The following is an 18,225-nucleotide window of genomic DNA, read 5'->3' on the forward strand; positions in this document are numbered from 1 at the left end:
CGGCCAGTGCGTGGCATTTTCGGGATTTGACATGAACAACAAGTTCCGTGGCGGCGCGCTTGCCGTCATTGCCATCGCGGCCCTCGTCGCCGGCTGTGCGACGGAGTCCAGTTCCAACAGCGTCTACAGCACCGGCCAGGCGCAGCGCGAGCAGACCGTGCGCTACGGCGTGGTCGAGGGCGTACGTGAAGTCGCCATCCAGCGCAGCCAGACCGGCGCTGGCACGCTCGCCGGCGGAGCCATTGGCGGCATCGCTGCCGGCAGCACCATCGGCAGCGGCAACGGCGCGGTGGCGGCGGGCATCCTCGGCGCGATACTGGGCGGCATCGCCGGCAGCGCTGCCGAGAACAAGATCAACGAGCGGCGCGGCCTGGAGATCACCGTGCGCCTGGACAACGGCGAGATGCGCGCGATCACGCAGGAGGCCGACGAGGTCTTCCGCCCGGGCGAGCGCGTACGGCTGCTGTCCTCGGGCGGCGTCACCCGCGTCACGCACTGAACCACCGCGCCCCTCCGGGCGCCAGCATGCAACGCATCCAGGCGCCGCGCCCGCAAGGGCCGCGGCGCTTTTTCTTTGCTCACGCGCCAATGAAAAGACCCGCCGGGCCAGCGGCCATCGGCGGGTCTGCAAGACTGGCGTCTTGCTGACCGGATACGCAGTATCCGGTCATGCTGGCACGCACTGCGTGCCGATGTGGTTCCGTACGGAACGCGTAAGTCCCACGCCGTGGCGGCGCAGCTTACGGACGGTTGCCCGTCGGGAACGGCCAGGCAGCAGCCGGGTTCAGCGCGGTCTTGGCAGCCGAAGCGGGAGCAACGGCAGGGGCAGCGGCAGCCTTCTTGGCAGCCGGCTTCTTCGCAGCAGCCTTCTTGGCAGGAGCCTTCTTGGCAGCCGGCTTCTTCGCAGCAGCCTTCTTGGCCGGTGCAGCCTTCTTGGCGGCTACCTTCTTGGTTGCAGCCTTCTTGGCCGGCGCAGCCTTCTTGGCGGCGACCTTCTTCACTGCGGCCTTCTTGGCCGGTGCTGCCTTCTTGGCGACGACCTTCTTGGCGGCGACCTTCTTGGTTGCACCCTTCTTGGCGGCGACCTTCTTCACCGCGGCCTTCTTGGCGGGGGCCTTCTTGGCCGCAGCCTTCTTGGCCGGCGCAGCCTTCTTGGCGGCGACCTTCTTCACGGCGGCCTTCTTGGCCGGTGCCTTCTTGGCGGCCGGTGCTGCCTTCTTGGCGGCTACCTTCTTGGTTGCGGCCTTCTTGGCCGGAGCGGCCTTCTTGGCGGCCGGCTTGGCGGCCTTCTTAGCCGCCGGCTTTTTCTTTGCAGCAGTTGCCATGGATAACTCCTTCACTAGAGAGTGAATATCGAATGACCTAAGTCAGGCGACCCGACCGACCCGAGGCGTGATACCACAGCGCGACCCCAGTCGAGCGAGCGATTCATCGGCGCGCGGCCCGACTGCGGCTGCACGCTAATGAATTCAGTTGCAGGCGCACCGCCCGTGGCGGTGACTTCGCGGCAGTTGCGGACCCGCAAGCGGGACCGGGGCACTTGCCGCGCCCTGGAATATTCGATCGGCCCGCCCCGCCCGTTGGGTCGGCGCGCGGCCTGAAAAGAGGAGATATCGGACAGCAGGCCCGCAGTGCGGGCATGGCCTCGCGCACGGCAAGCGGCATTCATTCGGTGTAGCTGGTCCAACCCGTCAATGGACCAAGGGAGACTGCACGCGTTTTAAGAAGCCGGCTCGGCCAAGTCTGCGTCAACGTTTTCGTGCTCCTCAGCTACAACCTTCATCACTGCATTGAAGCGCGCATCGCGCTCGTCGTTCCAATCTTGCTTCCTGCTTCTCTGCAATGAAGTGAGACTCTTGTCAAGGCGAATCATAATTCGTTTGCACGATGATGTTAAGAAAAAAGTGCAAAAAAACTTGCCTGCATGCGTTGCTCAAACTAGTTCTCTCGCGCGTCGTCACGAAGACGTTGCCGATGGCATCGCAATGCATCGCTCGCACACTGGTGCGAAGGCACGCTTCGCGCGTTCGCGCACGCGTCGCGGCTCTCCATTCCGCCCCGCGCGCGCGCAGCTTTTGCACGATGCACAGCACCCGATTACAAGCCGCGCAGCGCGCATCGCAGGAGCGCGCGCGCCCTGCTACGCGCGTCATCGCGCTTTCCGAAAAGCCGCATGGACAAAGGCTTTGCGGGCGATACATCGATACGCGCGCAACCTGCGCGGCAGTGTGCGAGCACGTGAGCGCGCGCGCTGGAAACTGGTAGCGCGCTTCGTCGTCTGCATGCGTTACACAGTCGTCATCGCGCACGCGAGACGCGCGCTGGGCTGATGACGACGACTCGCACCGCCGACGTGGTGCGAACACGCTGGACCAGCCGTCGAAGAGTGATGCGCGAACGCAACGGTTTGCATCGAAGCAACAGCGCGCGGACATCGAAGCGTTGCGATTGAGCAAAGCGGCGACGCGCGCGAAGCATCGCGGCAACACTTCGAACGCTTGTCGGAGACAGCTGCGCCGACCGCATCGCGATCGCTGCTCCCATCCATTCGGATGACTCCGATCTCGCACCACAGATCGCTGCGCGCAGCGCGCGATGCCAACTGTCCCACCACGCTTCGCAGCGCTTGCGATGGGCTTGCCGATCTCGCCGCGAGGGCCCTGCGGTACACCGCACGTCCGCTTAGAGGAATGCTTCGGCAGCACGCTCGGCGACCCGATTTGCTGCAACACAAAAACCCGCAAACCACGGCTGCATGCGGCTTTGCGGGGAGCATGCAAGCCGCGCGCAGGGGCTACCGCGGATGTCGGCGCAGCATGTCGGACGATTGCGGCGCGGCGGCTGCGACAGTAGATTGGCGTGCGCGCCCGCCGCCCGGCCCGCGCTGCTTCGACGCAGCGGCAGCCGCCGCGCGGCGCATCGCACCGGCGCCCTGCCGGTGGCAACGAACTTCAAAGGAGACATCATGTGCAAACCATCCCACCTCGCCGCCGTCCGTCCGCTGGTGCGTCCGGCATTGCGTGCCGCAGTGCTCGCCGCCGCCCTGCTCGGCAGCGCCGCCGCGATGGCGCAGGCCTCGCCCAGCGGCATGTGGAAGACCATCGACGACAGCACCGGCAAGCCGCGCGGGCTGGTAGAGATCAGCGAGAAGAACGGCGTCTACAGCGGACGCCTGGTGAAGACGTTCGTCGAGGGCGACGGCAAGCCCAGGGTCTGCGACAAGTGCACCGACGCGCGCAAGGATCAGCCGCTGATCGGCATGACCATCCTGACCGGCCTGCGCAAGACCGGCGACAACGAGTGGAGCGGCGGCGAGATCCTCGACCCGGAGAACGGCAAGGTCTACAAGAGCAAATTGTCGCTCGCCGAGGACGGCAACAAGCTCAACGTGCGCGGCTTCATCGGCATCAGCCTGATCGGCCGCACCCAGACTTGGGAACGCGACCACTGAGCGACGACGTTTCAGTGACTCAGGGTTTCTCCGCAGTCGCCGGCAACGCGCCGCGACGCGCCTGGAGCATAAAAAAAACCGGGCGGTCCTCACCGCCCGGTTTTTTTGTCCTCGATGCTGCGCTTTACATCCGGTACCGCAACGTCGCCATCACACTGCGCGGGGCGCCGGGCATGTTCAGGTTGGGGTTGGTGCCGTGCGCCGAGACGATGTAGCCCTTGTCGAACAGGTTGTACACGTTCAGCTGCGCCTCGAACGCGCCGCGGCGGTACCAGGCCATGGCATCGGCGGTGACGTAGCCGGGTAGCGTCACGGTGTTGCCCGGATTGGCGAAGCGCTTGCCGACGAGGTTCAGGCCGGCGCCCACGCCAAATCCGTGGCCGAGGTCTTTGGTAAGCCAAACGTTGCCGCTGTGCATCGGCGTCAGCGTCGCGCGCTTGCCCTGCACCGGCTGTCCGGATTCAATCTGCGTGGAGTTGGTCACCCGGGCATCGAGATAGGCATAGCCGGCGAGTATGCGCCATCCCTGCGGGAGCTCGGCCGCGCCAGACAGCTCCATGCCGTCGGTGCGCTGCGTGCCAATCGGCAGGATGGCGTTCCCAGCAGCATTCTGCACCTTTATGTTGTTCCGCTCCAGGCGGAACACAGAAATCGTAGTGCTAGCCTTGCCATTCAGCCAGTCGTACTTGGCGCCGACTTCGGTGTTGTTGGTGGTCTCCGGCGCCAGGTCGGCATTATTGCCCGCCAGCGCAAAGGCCTCGCCCGACGGCTGGAACGACTTGCTCCACGACACGTAGTATGACTGCGCCTTCGACGGCTGCCACACCAGGCCGGCGCGTGGGCTCCAGGCGGTGTCGGTGCGCGACAGGTCGCGCTGGCCAGCGATGCGGTTCTTGGTCTGCTGCTGGAAGTTGTCGTAGCGCACCCCGACCAGCGCCTTCCACTGCTCGCTGAACTTGATCATGTCCTGGGTATAGAAGGCCAGGGTGTTGAAGACGCCAAGGTTTGACAAGCTCGGGTTGCCCGGCACCATGCGCGGCAGCGTCGGCAACACGGGGTTGAACAAATCAAATCGAGCGACGCTGCCATCGGCCGCTAAGACCGCCGTGGTGTTGTTGGTCTGGTCCTTGTTCTGCTGCCCGATCTCCATGCCGTACAGGATCTCGTGCTCCATGCCCAGGAAGGTCGCCTTCTGGGTCAGGTCGGTCTGATTGAACCAGCCATGCTCTTCGCGGCGGACATTGCCGTGGTTCATGGCCAGCGTGCGCGCCGCCTCGTCGACCCTGGCGGTCAGCGTGTTGTTGCGATCAAGCGAGTAGTGGTAGTAGCGCGTCGCATTGCGGATCGACCAGTTCTGGTTGAAGCGGTGGTTGATCGTGGCGGTGCCGGAGAACACGCGCGACTGCGAGTAGTCGGCATCGCGCGCATTGGCCGCGCCATAGTAGCGCGAGGCCGGCACGTCGACCGGGCGGCCCCGGTAGGCCGGGATGCCGAAGTCGGTGACGCGGCGGTCTTCCAGGTAGTCGGCCTGGAACAGCACGGTGGTCTCCGGCGCCACGCGCAGCTCGAGCGACGGCGCGATCGCCTTGCGGTCCAGGAACTGCTGCGAGCGATAGCTGTTGGCCTTCTGCACGGCGCCGGTGATGCGGAACGCGGCAGCGCCGTCGGCGAACACGCGGCCGACGTCGGCCTCGGCGCGGCGGTCGGCCCACATGCCGTAGCTCAGCGCGAAATCGGTGACGTCGATGCCGGGCTTCTTGGTGACGCGGTTGATCAGGCCGCCGGCCGAGCCGCGCCCGTACAGCACCGCCGCCGGGCCCTTGACCACTTCGACGCGGTCCACGTTGGAGAGGTCGCGGAAGTACAGCGCGTCGTCACGAATGCCGTCGACGAACTGGTCGGCGATCGCGGTGAAGCCGCGGATCGAGACCTGGTCGCGCTGGCCGTCGCCATGCGAGAACGACACGCCGGGCACGTTCTTCAGCGCATCCTGCATCGACGTGGCGTGCTGGTCGCGCATCACCTCGGCGGTGACCACGTTGACGGTCTGCGGGACGTCGCGCAGCGGCGCTTCGGTCTTGGTCGCGCTGACCGCGTTGGGCGGGTTATAGCCGGCACCCAGCTCGCGGCTGACGTCGGCCTTGACGGTGACCTCGGGCAGCTGCGCCGCTGCCGTCGGGGTCGCCTGCGACCAGGCTGCCATCGGTTGAAAAACGAAGGTTCCCGCCACCGCGGCGCAGATCGGGTGAAGTTTTATTCTCATTTCCCTGTAATTGACTGTAATTTTTTTTAAGAAAGCGACGCATTATCAATTATGAGAATGAAGGGGTCAACGAGATTGCGAATTATTCCCATTCAATGCCGTATGGCGTTGTTTTCAAATCGGCGTTGACCGGGGGCAGTACGCTGGTGCCTGACTTGTGAGCCGACTCAGGCCAACTGCTCGGCCAGGACGTTGCGGGCCTCGGCAATGAACGGCGATTCGCTGCGGCGGGCCGGTAGCAGGAAGAACTCCGCTTCGGGCAGGCGCGGCAACCCGAGCCGCGCGACCGTGCCGCCGTCCAGCGGTGCGACACCTGGCCCGATCGCCGATGCATTCAGGCAGGACAGCCCCAGCCCGGCTGCTAGCGCGAGATGCAGGCCCGCCACGCCCGAGGCCGAGTGCGCGACCTCGAACGGCAAGCGCTTGCGCAGCAGCAGCTGCACCACGAACTGGTGCAGCGAGCACGTGTCGGGCAGCAGCACCAGCGGCAGCGTGGCGGGCAATGCGTCGGCCTCGCCGGAGGCAGCCACCCAGGCCAGCGGTTCGCGCCGCAGCACCATGCCCCGCGCGCGCTTGCCCTGTGTATCGCGGCCGCGCGGCAGGCGCATGCTCAGCCCGATATCGAAAGCATCCATCTCGGCGGCAGCATCGATCGCCGCACTTTTCATCACCGTCACGTGCAGCCGCAGGTAGGGATAGCGTTCGCGCAGGCGCCGCAGCATGCCGGCGATCTCGCCCGGGCGGAAGTAGTCGGTCACGGCAAGCCGCAACTCGCCTTCCAGCGCGTGCCCGCGCAGCTCCTGCAACGCCAGCTCGTTCAGCGCGAGGATGCGCCGCGCGTGCTCCAGCAGCCGCGCACCGGCCGGTGTCGGCACCGCGCCGTGCCGCCCCCGCGACAGCAAAGGCACGCCGGCGCGCTCTTCCAGCTTGCGCAGCTGCTCGCTGACCGACGACTGCGACAGGAACAGCCGGGGCGCCGCGGCGGACAGGCTGCCGCTGTCGGCGATGGTGACGAAGGTGCGCAACTGGTCGGTTTCGAATCCGCGCATGATGGGACTCCGGCAAGGGATGGCAAAGGCAGCGACGGCGCCGCGATTACTTCGGTTGATCCGATGGATCATATCGGATATTCCCGCTTATCCGATACCAACCCGGCTCCTAACATGGCATCACCCACCCACGAGACAAGGAGCCAGCCATGCCCCACATCGTCCTGCACCTCTCCGGCCAGCCCGATGCCGCCCTCACCCGGCGCAGCGCCGCCGCCATCGCCGACCTGACCGCAGGTGTGCTCGGCAAGAAGCGCGACGTGATTGCCATCACCGTCCACTACGTGCCGCACGACAGCTGGATCATCGGCGGCGTGCCACTGTCCGAGCAGGACCGCAATGCCTTCCACCTCGATGTCAGCGTCACCGACGAGACCAATACCAAGGCCGAAAAGGCGCAGTTCATCCAGGCCGTGTTCGAGGCCATGGCGGGCCTGCTCGGCAACCTGCATCCCGTCTCTTATGTGCATGTCATCGATGCCCGCGCGGCGGCGTACGGCTATGGCGGCCGCACGCAGGAGTACCGCCACCAGCACGGTTGAGGCGCGCATCCACCTCAGGTCCGGCTGCTGCCACGCCTGGCCACGCCGCGAACGGGTGTTTCGCCGCGAGCCCGCCTGTGGCAAAGTCGCCGGCTGATCCCTTGCCCTGACGGACCTACCCACAAGGCGCCACAAGCGCCAGCCCCGCGCGGCATCGCACCGCCCCTCAGGACAAGGCCAACCTGAAGGAGAACCGATGTCGTTCTTGATTGTGCTGGCCGCGCTGGCCTTCCTGATGTTCGCCGCTTACCGCGGCTACAGCGTGATCCTGTTCGCGCCGATCGCCGCACTGGGCGCGGTGCTGCTGACCGACCCGTCCGCGGTCGCACCGGTCTTTACCGGCATCTTCATGGAGAAGATGGTCGGCTTCGTGAAGCTCTATTTCCCGGTGTTCCTGCTGGGCGCTGTGTTCGGCAAGGTGGTCGAGCTGTCGGGCTTTTCCGAGTCGATCGTGGCGGCCGCGATTCGCTATATCGGCCGCTCGCGCGCCAATGCGGTGATCGTCACGGTGTGCGCGCTGCTGACCTACGGCGGCGTGTCGCTGTTCGTGGTGGTGTTCGCGGTCTACCCGTTCGCCGCCGAACTGTATCGCCAGAGCAATATTCCCAAGCGACTGATGCCGGGCGCGATCGCGCTGGGCGCGTTCTCGTTCACCATGGATTCGCTGCCGGGCACGCCGCAGATCCAGAACATCATTCCGACCAACTTCTTCAACACCACCTCCTGGGCCGCCCCGGTGCTGGGGGTGGCGGGATCGGTCTTTATCATCGTGGTCGGCCTCTCCTACCTGGAATGGCGCCGCCGCTCCGCCGCCGCGCGCGGCGAAGGCTACGGCACCAACCTGCGCAACGAGCCCGAGCGCAGCCAGTCTGGCCAGCTGCCGCATCCGCTGCTGGCGCTGCTGCCGCTGGTGGTTGTAGGCGTCGCCAACTTCTGGCTGACGCGGATGATCCCGCTCTGGTACGGCGAAGCCAGCAGCGTGACGCTGCCTGGCCTGCCCAAGCCGGTGGAAACCAAGATCGCCAGCGTGACCGCGATCTGGGCGGTGGAAGGCGCGCTGCTGCTGGGCATCGCCGTGGTGCTGGTGACCGCCTTCGGCGCGCTGCGCGAACGCTTTGCCGAAGGCACCAAGGGCGCGGTCGGCGGTGCGCTGCTGGCGTCGATGAACACCGCTTCGGAATACGGCTTCGGCGGCGTGATCGCCGCGCTGCCCGGCTTCCTGGTGGTCAGCGACGCGCTGCGCGCCATCCCCAACCCGCTGGTCAATGCCGCCGTTTCGGTCAGCACGCTTGCCGGCATTACCGGCTCGGCATCGGGCGGCATGAGCATTGCACTGGCAGCGATGTCGCAGACCTTTATCGCGGGCGCACAGGCCATGCAGATCCCGCTGGAAGTGCTGCACCGGGTGGTGTCGATGGCCAGCGGCGGCATGGACACACTGCCGCACAACGGCGCGGTGATCACGTTGCTGGCGGTGACCGGACTGACGCACCGCGAGTCCTACCGGGATATCTTCGCCGTCACGCTGATCAAGACCGGTGCGGTGTTCTTTGTGATCGGGCTGTATTTTGTGACCGGACTGGCCTGAAGCAATCGGGCGGCCCGCCGCTTGTACATTTAGTGCGTTGTTAACTAGTGTGGTTGGGTGCCACCGGCACCCAAACCGCCCCCCTGGAATCCGACGCATGAAACAGATCACCCTGCCCGACGGCGAGCGCATCCCAGCGCTCGGCATGGGAACGTGGAACATGGGCGAGACGCCCGCCGCGCGCGCCGAAGAAATCGCCACGCTGCGCCTGGGACTGGATCTCGGCCTGCGGCTGATCGATACGGCCGAGATGTACGGCGAGGGCCAGTCCGAGGAAATGATCGGCGAGGCCCTGGCCGGACGGCGCGATGAGGCCTTCCTGGTCAGCAAGGTCTATCCGTTCAACGCCAGCCGCCGCGGCACCGTGCAGGCGTGCGAGCGCAGCCTGCGGCGGCTGCGCACCGACCGCATCGACCTGTACCTGCTGCACTGGCGCGGTGGCGTGCCGCTGGAAGAGACCGTCGCCGCCATGCGGGCGCTGCAGCGCGACGGCAAGATCCGCCACTGGGGCGTCAGCAACCTGGACCTCGCGGACCTGCAGGAGTTGTGGGACGCGCCCGGCGGCGACGGCATGGCCACCAACCAGCTGCTGTACAACCTGGCCCGGCGCGGCATCGAGTGGGACCTGCTGCCGTGGCTGCGACAGCGCGGCATCCCGGTGATGGCCTACTCGCCGATCGAACAGTCGCGGCTGCCGGGCAACCCCGGGCTGAAGCGCTTCGCGCGGGACCACGGCATGACCGCGGCGCAAGCGGCGCTGGCCTGGCTGCTGGCGCAGGACGGCGTCATCGCCATTCCCAAGACCAGCCGGCGCGAGCGCCTGCAGGAGAATATCGGCGCGCTGTCGCATCCGCTCTCGGCGGCCCAACTGGCCGAACTCGACCGCATCTTCCCGCCACCGGACGGGCCGGGGGCGCTGGAGATGCTGTGAGCGCGCCCGCGGCGCGGCGTCAGTTCAGGCGCGACGCGTAGCGTTCGCGCTCGACGTAGCGCACCAGGTAGTTGCGCGCCTTGTCCCGGGTATCGGCAGTAACGCGCGCCGCCGCCTGGCGGGCGCTGTTCTTGCCATGCGACGACGACATCTGACCGTCCAGGTAAGTGCGGAAAGCGTCGTGCATGGCGTTCAGGTCCGACTGGCAGGCCGCCAGCGCCGCATTCGCCACGTCCTTCGACTGGCCCTTGGATGCCAGGTTGTCGTCGGCCTTTTCCTTGACGCAATCCATGTACTTGGCGCGCAGCGACTGCCAGCCGCTGCTGTCGGCGGTCGCGGCAGCGCTGGCGCTATCGCTGGCGGGTCCGGTCGAGGGCTGGGAAGCGCACGCAGCGAGAAAGGCCAGTGGCAGGGCGGAAAGGATTTTCTTCATGCGTTGATGATGCGATGCGGCGGCGCCGCATGGATGCGTGGTCGTTTCGGGAGCCGTCAAACTGCCACGAATGCCAACGCGAGGCTACCTTCGTCACAAATGGAAACGACTCGTCACCACGTGATTATTTGTCCGAGTGCTTCTGGCGCCTATGCTTCAGAGACAACAACAACACCCAAGGAGACGAGATGAAACGTCGAAACTTCCTGACCGCCAGCGCGGGCCTGGCCCTGGGCAGCCTGGCACTGGGTGCCTGCACCACCACAAAGCCCGATGCGCCGACCGACAAGGCGGCACGCCGTCGCGAGCTCGACTCCGGCGTCGATGCCACGCTGTCGCGCCTGTATGGCTCGGTCAACGGCTCGCGCGAACTCGGCAACCGCGCGCGCGGCATCCTGGTGTTCCCCAAGACATTGTCGGCGGGCTTTATCGTCGGCGGCGAATACGGCGACGGTTCGCTGCGCTCCGGTGGCGCCACGCGCGGCTACTACCGCCTGGTGTCCGGCTCGGTCGGCTGGCAGATCGGCGCGCAGTCCAAGTCGGTGATCCTGATGTTCCTGACGCAGGACGCGTACGACAAGTTCGTGCGCAGCTCAGGCTGGACCGCTGGTGTCGATGCCACCGTCGCGCTGGCGACGGTCGGCGCCAGCGGCGTGCTCGACACCAACACCGCGCAGCAGCCGATCGTCGGTTTCGTGATGACCAACGCGGGGCTGATGGCCGGGTTGAGCCTCGAAGGCAGCAAGGTCACCCGGCTCGACCTGTAAACGTCAGGCGCGAGCTTGCGCCGCACGCCCGACGGCCGTGCGGCGGCAGTTTTTTCGCGGCCACTTGCCGCGAGGGGATAGAATTCGTCCCTTTGGCCGAATTCTCATGTGGTTCAAGAACCTGCAGGTCCATCGTTTCTCCGCTCCGTGGACGCCCGGCGCCGCCGAGGTCGAAGCCAGCCTCGCGAAGCACGCCTTCTACCCCGGCACCAGCCTCGAAATGCAGACGCAGGGCTGGGCCTCGCCCCGTGACAACGGCCAGCTGGTCCACGCCGTGGGCCGCCAGATGCTGCTGACGCTGCGCACCGAGAAGAAGCTGCTACCGACCACCGTGGTCAATCAGGTCACGCGCGCACGCGCCGCGGAGATCGAAGAGCAGCAAGGCTACAAGCCGGGCCGCAAGCAGATGAAGGAACTGAAAGAGCAGGTCACCGAGGAACTGCTGCCGCGCGCCTTCAGCATCCGCCGCGACACGCGCGTGTGGATCGACCCGGACAACGGCTGGCTGGCGATCGACGCCGCCGCCGCGGCCAAGGCCGATGAAGTGCGCGGCATGCTGTTCAAGGCGCTGGATCCGCTGCCGCTGGTCAACCTGCATGTCAACCAGTCGCCGGTGGCGGCGATGACCGAATGGCTGGCCGGCGATGCCGCGCCGGGCGGTTTCACCGTCGACCAGGAAATCGAGCTGCAGTCTGGCAGCGAAAGCAAGGCCACCGTGCGCTACGTGCGCCACCCGCTCGATCCCGAAGACCTGCGTCGCCACATTGCGGCCGGCAAGCGCTGCACGCGCCTGGCGATGACCTGGAATGACCGGGTTTCGTTCGTGCTGACCGACGGGCTGGTCGTGAAGAAGGTCGCGCCGCTGGACGTGATCAAGGAACAGGCAGACGGCACCACGCATGACGAAGACGAGCGCTTCGATGCCGATTTCGCCATGATGGCCGGCGAGCTGTCCGGCTTGCTGGGCGACCTGACCGAAGCGCTGGGCGGCGAGCGCAAGAGCTGAGGCAGGCGGCGCGCGCTGCCGCGCGCCGGCTCCCCTCTTACGCCAGGTACGTCAGCTACACCACCCAGTTCACCTTTGGGAAACGGCCGGCAAACCCGACCGGCATCGGCACCACGGTCTTGCCGACGTAGTCGAAGAACACGAAGCCCGACTTGGCCTTGGCGATCAGCGCGCCGTCAGCCGGACGCGTGATGCGGAAGATAATGTCGCCGCCGTACTTGTTGAAGTCCATCACGCCGACTTCGAACAGCAACTGGTCGCGCGCATGCGCTTCGTTGCGGTACATGGTGGCCAGGTCCGTGACGATGATGCCGAAACCCTCCACCTTGTCGCCCTCGCTGCCGAACTCATAGAGAAAGCGGGCGCGCGCCTCGGAAATCATCGAAATCATCGAATCGTTGGCCAGGTGGTTGGCTGAATTGATGTCGGTGACGCGCACGGTCAAGTGGGTCGAATAGCAGAACTGGTCGTCGGGAAGGTCGAGTTGAAGACGGGCCATGGCAGCATCGGGCAAAGTGGACAAGAAGCCGCCACCAGGCGTGTGCAAGGGTCATCCGATCCCGGGCAGGCTGGCGGCGAGGCGCCCATCATAGTCGATCTGGCCAGTTCCTCCAGCGGCGCTCAGGGATTGAGTGGCGGCAGGGCTGCAGGCGTCGCCCGATGCGCACGGACAGGCCGGCGTGGGAGGCCGTACTTCGGCAACAGGCCCGCGAGTTCGCCGCCGTTCCATGGCCCCGTGCTGGTGCCGGCACCGAACAGGCGCCGTTCGAGTTCATCGACGGCGGAAACCAGCGCCGCGTCGCCGGTGCCTGCCGACCATTCCGATGGGGCCTTGCCCCACGCGGTGCGCGACCACACGCCCAGGGCGCGATAGGCTGCCGGCGCGTCGTTCGCGCGGCAGGCCTGCAGCAGCGCCGCGAGCCGCGCCTCACTTCCGGCCGCCCTGGCGCTGCGTCGTGCCGCCAGCGCCCGGCGCAGGCGTGCCACGCGCGGCCGTGCCCAATGCAGCAGCAGCCACGCCAGCAGCAGTACCAGGGCGCCCCCGGCTGCCCACAGCCACAGGCGCCACGCGGTGCCGCCCTCCCCGGGCAACTGCGCGGCGTGCGGGCCGGTCGGGGACAGTCCTGCGAGGCGCGGCGCGGAGGCCACGTCCACCTTCACCTCGGGCGCCTCCGATTCGCCCGGCTTGCGCGTGACCGGGTCAAACCATTCCACCTTGATCGCCGGCAGCGTATAGGTCCCGGCATGCTCGAACACATAGGTGATGCGGTCCGTGCGGCTGCCGCCCGTATTGCCCGCGCTGTCGTGCGCGGTATCCCTGAGTTGCGGATCGCCAGCGAACACGCGCACGCCGGCCGGCGCCTCCGCCTTCGGCGGCCGGATCATCATGGCCTGCGTCTGCGGCGCGAACGTTGTGATGGTGCGCACCAGCGCGTCGCCGGCATGGAATTGCGCCTGAGGGCCGCTCACCGGTCGGTCGAAGCGCTGCGTGACGTTCAGGCGCGCCACCGGCAGCGTGGCACCCGCCGGCGCGCCCGCTGCGCCCGCGGCGCGGATCGTGGTGGCTGGCAGCGTCACGCTGCCTTGGCGCGGCTTGCCATCGTCACCGGCATAAGTGAAGGCGATGGAAACCTGTGGCAACCGGAAGTCACCGCTCTGCTCCGCGGCAAACAGGTAGGTCTTCCGGATGCCGGCGTAGCTCACGCCGTCGATGGTCTCGACCGTGTTCAGGCCGCGGTCGTCCGGCATGGTGACGATCGCGCCGGGCACCTGCAGCGTCGGAAAGAGCGGCGCCGACAGGAAGAAATTGGGCGCCAGTACCGTCACGTCGATGTGGATCTGCTGGCCCGGCAGCACGGGCTGCTGCGCCGCCACGTCGACGCGCACGATGGGGTCGGCCGCCAGCGCGAGCCCGCTCGCCAGCCCCAGCGCAAGGCCAGCGAGCCAGATGCCGAAACTCCGACCCGCGCGCGTCATGGTTTGGCTCCGGCGGCCGGCTGCGCCTGGCTCTGCTGCAACGCGAACTTGCGTTGCAGCAGTTCGGTCGGCGTGTTCTGGATCGCGCGCATCCAGGTCTCAGCGCTTTCGACCGCGCCCATCTCCTGCTTCCTGCCCTCGCCTTCGGGCGGCTTGGACTCGCTGTCGTACTTCACTTCGTCGGGCTTGATGTCGGGCGGCTCCTCGCCTTCTTTCGGCTTTTCCGCCTTAGCGGCCAGCTTCTCCATGAGCGCAAGGTTGGCCGCTGCCGCAGGCCATTGCGGGCGGCGTTTCAGGGCCTCGCGGTAGCGCGCCGCCGCGTCCTTGTACTTGCCCAGCCGCGCCAGCGCATCGCCCTGGTTGAAGTCGCTCTCCGGCGAATCGATCAGCGCGAAACTCTGCACCGCCTGCGCGTACTGGCCCGCGCGGTACTGCGCCACGCCGCGCCACATGGGATCGTCGAACAGCGCGGCGGCACCGGCAAAGTCGCCACGCTCGAACGCCCGGCGGCCCTGCTGGTCAGGCGTGAACCACAGGTCAACAAAGCGCCACGCGCGCGGCGCGGCATCGGGCAACGGCGCCTGCGCGCGCAGTTCCTGCGGCGGCGCCCCCAGCGCCACAGCAAGCAGCACGCCAGTGATCCAGCGTACGGTCCAGCCCTTGCGGAACCACAGCACGCCGAGCAGTGAGATGGGAATCATCAGCCACCAGCCCTCATCCTTCCAGCGCGTGTTATCCGCCGACTGCTGCTGCGCGAGGTGCGACTGCACATGGCGCTGCACCCATGCGACGTCGTCGTCGCTGTCTGGCGTGAACGTGGCGACCGGCACGCCGGTATCGTCGCCAAAGCGCTTGAGCGCGGCCATGTCCATGCGCGCGAACACGCGCACGCCGTCCTTCTCCACAAAGCCGTCGGTGCCGCTGCGCAGCGGACCGCCGCGTTCGGTGCCGATTGCCAGCACCACCGGCTGGCTGCGCCCGCTGCCTGCCTGGGCCTTGAACGCGCGCACGGCGGCGGTCTCCAACCCGTCGGTCAGGAACAGGATGGTGCCGGGCACCTCCTCGTGCGCGAGCGCCGCATCGATGGTGCGCAGCGCAAGCGCGGTGTCCCGGCCGGGCGCCGGCATGATGCGGGTCTGCAGCGCATCGACAAAGGTCTGCAGCAGCGTGGCATCGTCGGTCAGCGGCAGCACCAGGTGCGTGGAACCGGCATAGGCCCAGATGGCGGTACGTCCGCCGTCGCGGCGCGCCAGCAGCGCCTTTACCTTGAGCTTGGCGCGCTCGAGCCGCGTGGGCGTCACGTCGATGGCATCCATGGTCGGCGACAGGTCGATGGCAATCGCCAGCGGCGCCTTGTCGTCGAGAAACGGCGGGCGTTCGCGCTCCCACGCGGGACCGGCCAGCGCCATAGCGCCGAGCGCAAGCAACAGCGCAGTCAGGTGCACGGGGCGGATGGCCAGCCGGCGGCGCTCGCCCACCATCAGTGCGTCCAGCAGGTGCGGGGCGATGGCGTCGCGCCAACGGTGCCGTACGTCGCCGCGGCGGCGCATGGCCCATACCAGCAGCACCGCCGGGATGAGCGCCAGCAGCCACCACGGGCGCAGGAAGTGGAAGTCCGCCAGCGCCTGCATCACGGCTCCTCCGCTACCGTTTGCGGCGCGCCGTGCCGGCGCGGTCGCGACAGCCAGGCTGCCCACACCGCCATGATGAGCTGGTACGCCAGCACCACGCCCACCGCGGCGCCGAGCGGCCACATGAACAGCTCTCGGCGCGGCCGCCACGACAGCGTCTTGTGGTTGTGCGGCGTGATGCGGTCCAGCGTCGCGTAGATGCTTTCGAGCCCCGCCTGGTCGGCGCCGAAGAAATAGCGTCCGCCCGTCTGCGCGGCGATGCGCTGCAGCACACCGAGATCGACGCGCTGCTCGCCCTCGGCGGAAGGATCGCCGATGCCGATCGTATGCACGATCACATGCCGATGCCTGGCGATGTCCGCGGCGCGTTCGGGCGGCATCTTGCTGGCGGTGTCATTGCCGTCGGTCAGCACGATCAGCACCTTCTCGGGCGCCTGGCTCTGGTCGAACATCTTGATGCCAAGGCCAATGCCGTCGCCGAGCGCCGTGCTGGGCCCGGCCATGCCCGGCATCAGGTCATGGATCATAGTCTGCACCAGCGCATGGTCCAGCGTGAACGGCGCCAGCGGGTATGGCGCGTCGCCGAAGACGATCAGGCCGATGCGGTCGCCCGGCCGGCGCGTCACGAAACGGCTGACCACTTCACGCACCGCCTGCACGCGCGGGATCCGCGCGCCGGCCGGATCGCGGAAATCCTGCGTATCCATCGACTGCGACAGGTCCAGCGCGAGCAGCAGGTCGCGCGCCGGCTGCACCTTCTCGATCGGCGCCTCCAGGAACTGCGGGCGCGCCAGCGCCGTCACCAGCAGTGCCCACGCGAGCGGCGCCAGGATGCGCTGCAGCCAGTTGCTGCGCGGCACGACCGCGCCCGGTGCCGGCTTGAGTCCCACGGCGCTGGCCACCTCGCCGAAGAACGGCAGGCGCACCGAAGGGCTTTCCTCGCGATACGGCGGCAACAGCCACCACAGCAGCAAGGGCAGCGGCAACAGCACGAAGAGCCAAGGATATTCAAACTGGTACATGGTGGCCGGCAATCCATTGCTGGCAGGCCGCGGCCGTGGCCGTCACCTGGCTGTCGGGCCATTGCGCCAACGCCCCGGCATCGCGATACTGCGCGTCGTTGACGAGCGTGGCGAGCATCGGCACCGCCGCGCCGGCCTTGCCCGCATGGGCGCGCAGGAACCGCGCCCACTCCGCACCGGCCATACTGGCCACCTCTGTGCGCGGCCACGCCGCCAGTGCTGTGCGCTTGAGCAGTTCCGCCATGGCGGCCAGCGCCTGCGCGCGCGCCTGCGGCGACGCGGACATGCCCGCGCGCAATCGCGACAGTTCGGCCAGCGCCTCGCGGCGGTAGCGATTGGCGCGATAGTGGCGCCACCAGCGCCAGGTTGCGAAGGCCAGCAGCGCCAGCACGATCGCGCCGGCCACGGGCCAGCCGATGGTCTGCGGACGCCACGACGGCGGCGGCGGCACGACCACCTCGGCCATCTGCTGGAGATCGCCGGCAATCGTGGCACTGTCGGGCGCGGCCGTGCTGTGCGTCAGGTCGCTCATGGCCGCCCTCCCTGCCGGGCACGCAGCGTTCCCTGGCCTTGCGGCAGCGCTTGCCCGAGCAGGCGGCGCAGCTGCAGCGGCGTTTCCTCCGCGGCCGACAGCGGCAGCAGCGGCACGCCGATGGCACGGTGCCAGGCCAGCAGGTTGCGGCTCTGCGCATCGACGAATTCGGCGATGCCCTTGCGCGTCGAGGCGTGGCCGAACCCCAGCTCGACCTGCAGCTCGCCGTCGCTGACGACAAGGTGGCCGGAGTCCGGCAGTTCAAGCAGGAACGGGTCATAGACCAGCATCGTGAGCAGGTCGTTGCGGGCGCTCATCGACAGCATCAGGTCGCGCGTGGCCGCGTCATGTCCGTCGAAGTCGCTGATGACGATGACCAGGTGGTCATGCCGCGCGAGCCGTGCGGCGCGCTCGAGCGCGGCATTGAGCTGGCCGGCGCCGCGCCGCGCTGGGGCATCGGCACGCAGCGCCTGGTTATGGCGCGCGATCTCGCCGAGCAAGTGCTCGACGGCCTGGCGGCTGCGGCGCGGCGCCAGCTCGGTGCATCCGCCGTCGCCGAACACCAGGCCGCCGACACGGTCGCCCTCGGACAGCACGCGCCACGCGGCCAGCGCCGCAGCCTCTGCCGCGACCACGGACTTCATCGCGCGGCGACTGCCGAAGAACATATTGATGCGCTGGTCTACGAGCAGCAGCACGGGCCGGTCCTTCTCCTCGCTGTACACGCGCACGTGCGGCTTGCCGGTGCGCGCCGTGACGCGCCAGTCCATGCTGCGGATATCGTCGCCGGGCAGGTAGCCGCGCAGCTCCTCGAAGGTCAGGCCGCGCCCCCGTACCCTGGACGCATGCCGGCCCGCCAGCACGCTGTGCACCGGCTGGCGCGGCAGGAAATGGAAATCGCGCGCGGCGACTTCGAGCGCTGCCAGCGCCGCGGCATCGACGCTGACGCCGGGCTGCGCGCGCGTGGCCTGGCCGCGCCCGGCTGGCACCGGCGAACGGCCGAGCGAGGCAAGGTGGGAACGCATGATGCCGC

Annotated in this window: 17 protein-coding genes; 7 read left to right on the top strand and 10 right to left on the bottom strand. The window is 67.7% G+C overall.

Annotated features, from left to right (window positions below; genetic code table 11):
• Positions 1-31 precede the first annotated feature (31 nt).
• Positions 32-499 carry a hypothetical protein gene (locus ACIP1U_RS06005; protein ID WP_400312711.1) on the top strand — a complete coding sequence of 156 codons (468 nt, stop codon included), beginning with the start codon at positions 32-34 and terminating at the stop codon, positions 497-499.
• Positions 500-740: 241 nt separating this feature from the next.
• On the opposite strand, the gene ACIP1U_RS06010 is transcribed toward ACIP1U_RS06005, so the two are convergent.
• Positions 741-1,325 carry a histone H1-like DNA-binding protein gene (locus tag ACIP1U_RS06010; protein ID WP_400312712.1) on the bottom strand — a complete coding sequence of 195 codons (585 nt, stop codon included), beginning with the start codon at positions 1,323-1,325 and terminating at the stop codon, positions 741-743.
• Between the two features lie 1,640 nt (positions 1,326-2,965).
• Between ACIP1U_RS06010 and ACIP1U_RS06015 the strand changes: the two genes are divergently transcribed.
• Positions 2,966-3,451, top strand: a complete 486-nt coding sequence (locus ACIP1U_RS06015) for a DUF2147 domain-containing protein (RefSeq protein WP_400312714.1) — start codon at positions 2,966-2,968, stop codon at positions 3,449-3,451.
• A gap of 124 nt (positions 3,452-3,575) precedes the next feature.
• Here ACIP1U_RS06015 and ACIP1U_RS06020 read toward each other — a convergent pair whose 3' ends face one another.
• Together ACIP1U_RS06020 and ACIP1U_RS06025 are read right to left on the bottom strand one after the other, a co-directional pair.
• Positions 3,576-5,714 (bottom strand): TonB-dependent receptor, encoded by a 2,139-nt coding sequence (locus ACIP1U_RS06020; protein WP_400312716.1) that lies wholly within the window; start codon positions 5,712-5,714, stop codon positions 3,576-3,578.
• 167 nt (positions 5,715-5,881) lie between these two features.
• Positions 5,882-6,763, bottom strand: coding sequence for a LysR family transcriptional regulator (locus ACIP1U_RS06025; RefSeq protein ID WP_400312718.1), 882 nt, complete (start codon positions 6,761-6,763; stop codon positions 5,882-5,884).
• A 149-nt stretch (positions 6,764-6,912) separates the two neighbouring features.
• Here ACIP1U_RS06025 and ACIP1U_RS06030 point away from each other — a divergent pair, with 149 nt between their 5' ends.
• From ACIP1U_RS06030 to ACIP1U_RS06040, 3 genes are all read left to right on the top strand, one after another.
• Complete coding sequence (locus ACIP1U_RS06030; RefSeq protein ID WP_400312720.1) at positions 6,913-7,305, top strand: 4-oxalocrotonate tautomerase family protein; 393 nt, start codon at positions 6,913-6,915, stop codon at positions 7,303-7,305.
• A gap of 196 nt (positions 7,306-7,501) precedes the next feature.
• Entirely contained in the window at positions 7,502-8,893 is a 1,392-nt protein-coding gene (locus ACIP1U_RS06035; protein WP_400312721.1) for a GntP family permease, read from the top strand.
• Between the two features lie 97 nt (positions 8,894-8,990).
• Positions 8,991-9,824 carry an aldo/keto reductase gene (locus ACIP1U_RS06040; RefSeq protein WP_400312723.1) on the top strand — a complete coding sequence of 278 codons (834 nt, stop codon included), beginning with the start codon at positions 8,991-8,993 and terminating at the stop codon, positions 9,822-9,824.
• A gap of 19 nt (positions 9,825-9,843) precedes the next feature.
• On the opposite strand, the gene ACIP1U_RS06045 is transcribed toward ACIP1U_RS06040, so the two are convergent.
• Entirely contained in the window at positions 9,844-10,257 is a 414-nt protein-coding gene (locus tag ACIP1U_RS06045; protein WP_400312724.1) for a hypothetical protein, read from the bottom strand.
• Positions 10,258-10,445: 188 nt separating this feature from the next.
• On the opposite strand from ACIP1U_RS06045, the gene ACIP1U_RS06050 reads away from it, so the two are divergent.
• Together ACIP1U_RS06050 and ACIP1U_RS06055 are read left to right on the top strand one after the other, a co-directional pair.
• A complete protein-coding gene (locus ACIP1U_RS06050; RefSeq protein WP_400312726.1) occupies positions 10,446-11,024 on the top strand; it encodes a YSC84-related protein in 579 nt (192 codons plus the stop codon).
• 106 nt (positions 11,025-11,130) lie between these two features.
• Entirely contained in the window at positions 11,131-12,030 is a 900-nt protein-coding gene (locus ACIP1U_RS06055) for a recombination-associated protein RdgC (protein ID WP_400312728.1), read from the top strand.
• Between the two features lie 55 nt (positions 12,031-12,085).
• Here the strand turns inward: ACIP1U_RS06055 and ACIP1U_RS06060 are convergent, their stop codons facing one another.
• The 6 genes from ACIP1U_RS06060 to ACIP1U_RS06085 all read right to left on the bottom strand — a co-directional run bounded on the left by ACIP1U_RS06060 (position 12,086) and on the right by ACIP1U_RS06085 (position 18,217).
• Positions 12,086-12,529, bottom strand: a complete 444-nt coding sequence (locus ACIP1U_RS06060; protein WP_400312729.1) for a thioesterase family protein — start codon at positions 12,527-12,529, stop codon at positions 12,086-12,088.
• A 122-nt stretch (positions 12,530-12,651) separates the two neighbouring features.
• Complete coding sequence (locus ACIP1U_RS06065; protein WP_400312731.1) at positions 12,652-14,007, bottom strand: hypothetical protein; 1,356 nt, start codon at positions 14,005-14,007, stop codon at positions 12,652-12,654.
• Positions 14,004-15,638, bottom strand: a complete 1,635-nt coding sequence (locus tag ACIP1U_RS06070; RefSeq protein ID WP_400312732.1) for a VWA domain-containing protein — start codon at positions 15,636-15,638, stop codon at positions 14,004-14,006. The genes ACIP1U_RS06065 and ACIP1U_RS06070 overlap by 4 nt, the downstream gene beginning before the upstream one ends.
• The gene (locus ACIP1U_RS06075; RefSeq protein WP_400312734.1) at positions 15,638-16,660 is read right to left on the bottom strand and encodes a vWA domain-containing protein; all 1,023 of its coding nucleotides are present in this window, start codon (positions 16,658-16,660) and stop codon (positions 15,638-15,640) included. The genes ACIP1U_RS06070 and ACIP1U_RS06075 overlap by 1 nt, the downstream gene beginning before the upstream one ends.
• Positions 16,647-17,192 carry a DUF4381 domain-containing protein gene (locus tag ACIP1U_RS06080; RefSeq protein WP_400312735.1) on the bottom strand — a complete coding sequence of 182 codons (546 nt, stop codon included), beginning with the start codon at positions 17,190-17,192 and terminating at the stop codon, positions 16,647-16,649. Before ACIP1U_RS06080 ends, ACIP1U_RS06075 begins: the two co-directional genes overlap by 14 nt.
• Positions 17,189-18,217: a DUF58 domain-containing protein gene (locus tag ACIP1U_RS06085; RefSeq protein WP_400312737.1), complete on the bottom strand. Its 1,029-nt coding sequence runs from the start codon at positions 18,215-18,217 to the stop codon at positions 17,189-17,191. The genes ACIP1U_RS06080 and ACIP1U_RS06085 overlap by 4 nt, the downstream gene beginning before the upstream one ends.
• Positions 18,218-18,225 lie beyond the last annotated feature (8 nt).

The sequence above is a fragment of the Cupriavidus sp. NPDC089707 genome (genome assembly GCF_044748965.1).
GTDB lineage: Bacteria > Pseudomonadota > Gammaproteobacteria > Burkholderiales > Burkholderiaceae > Cupriavidus.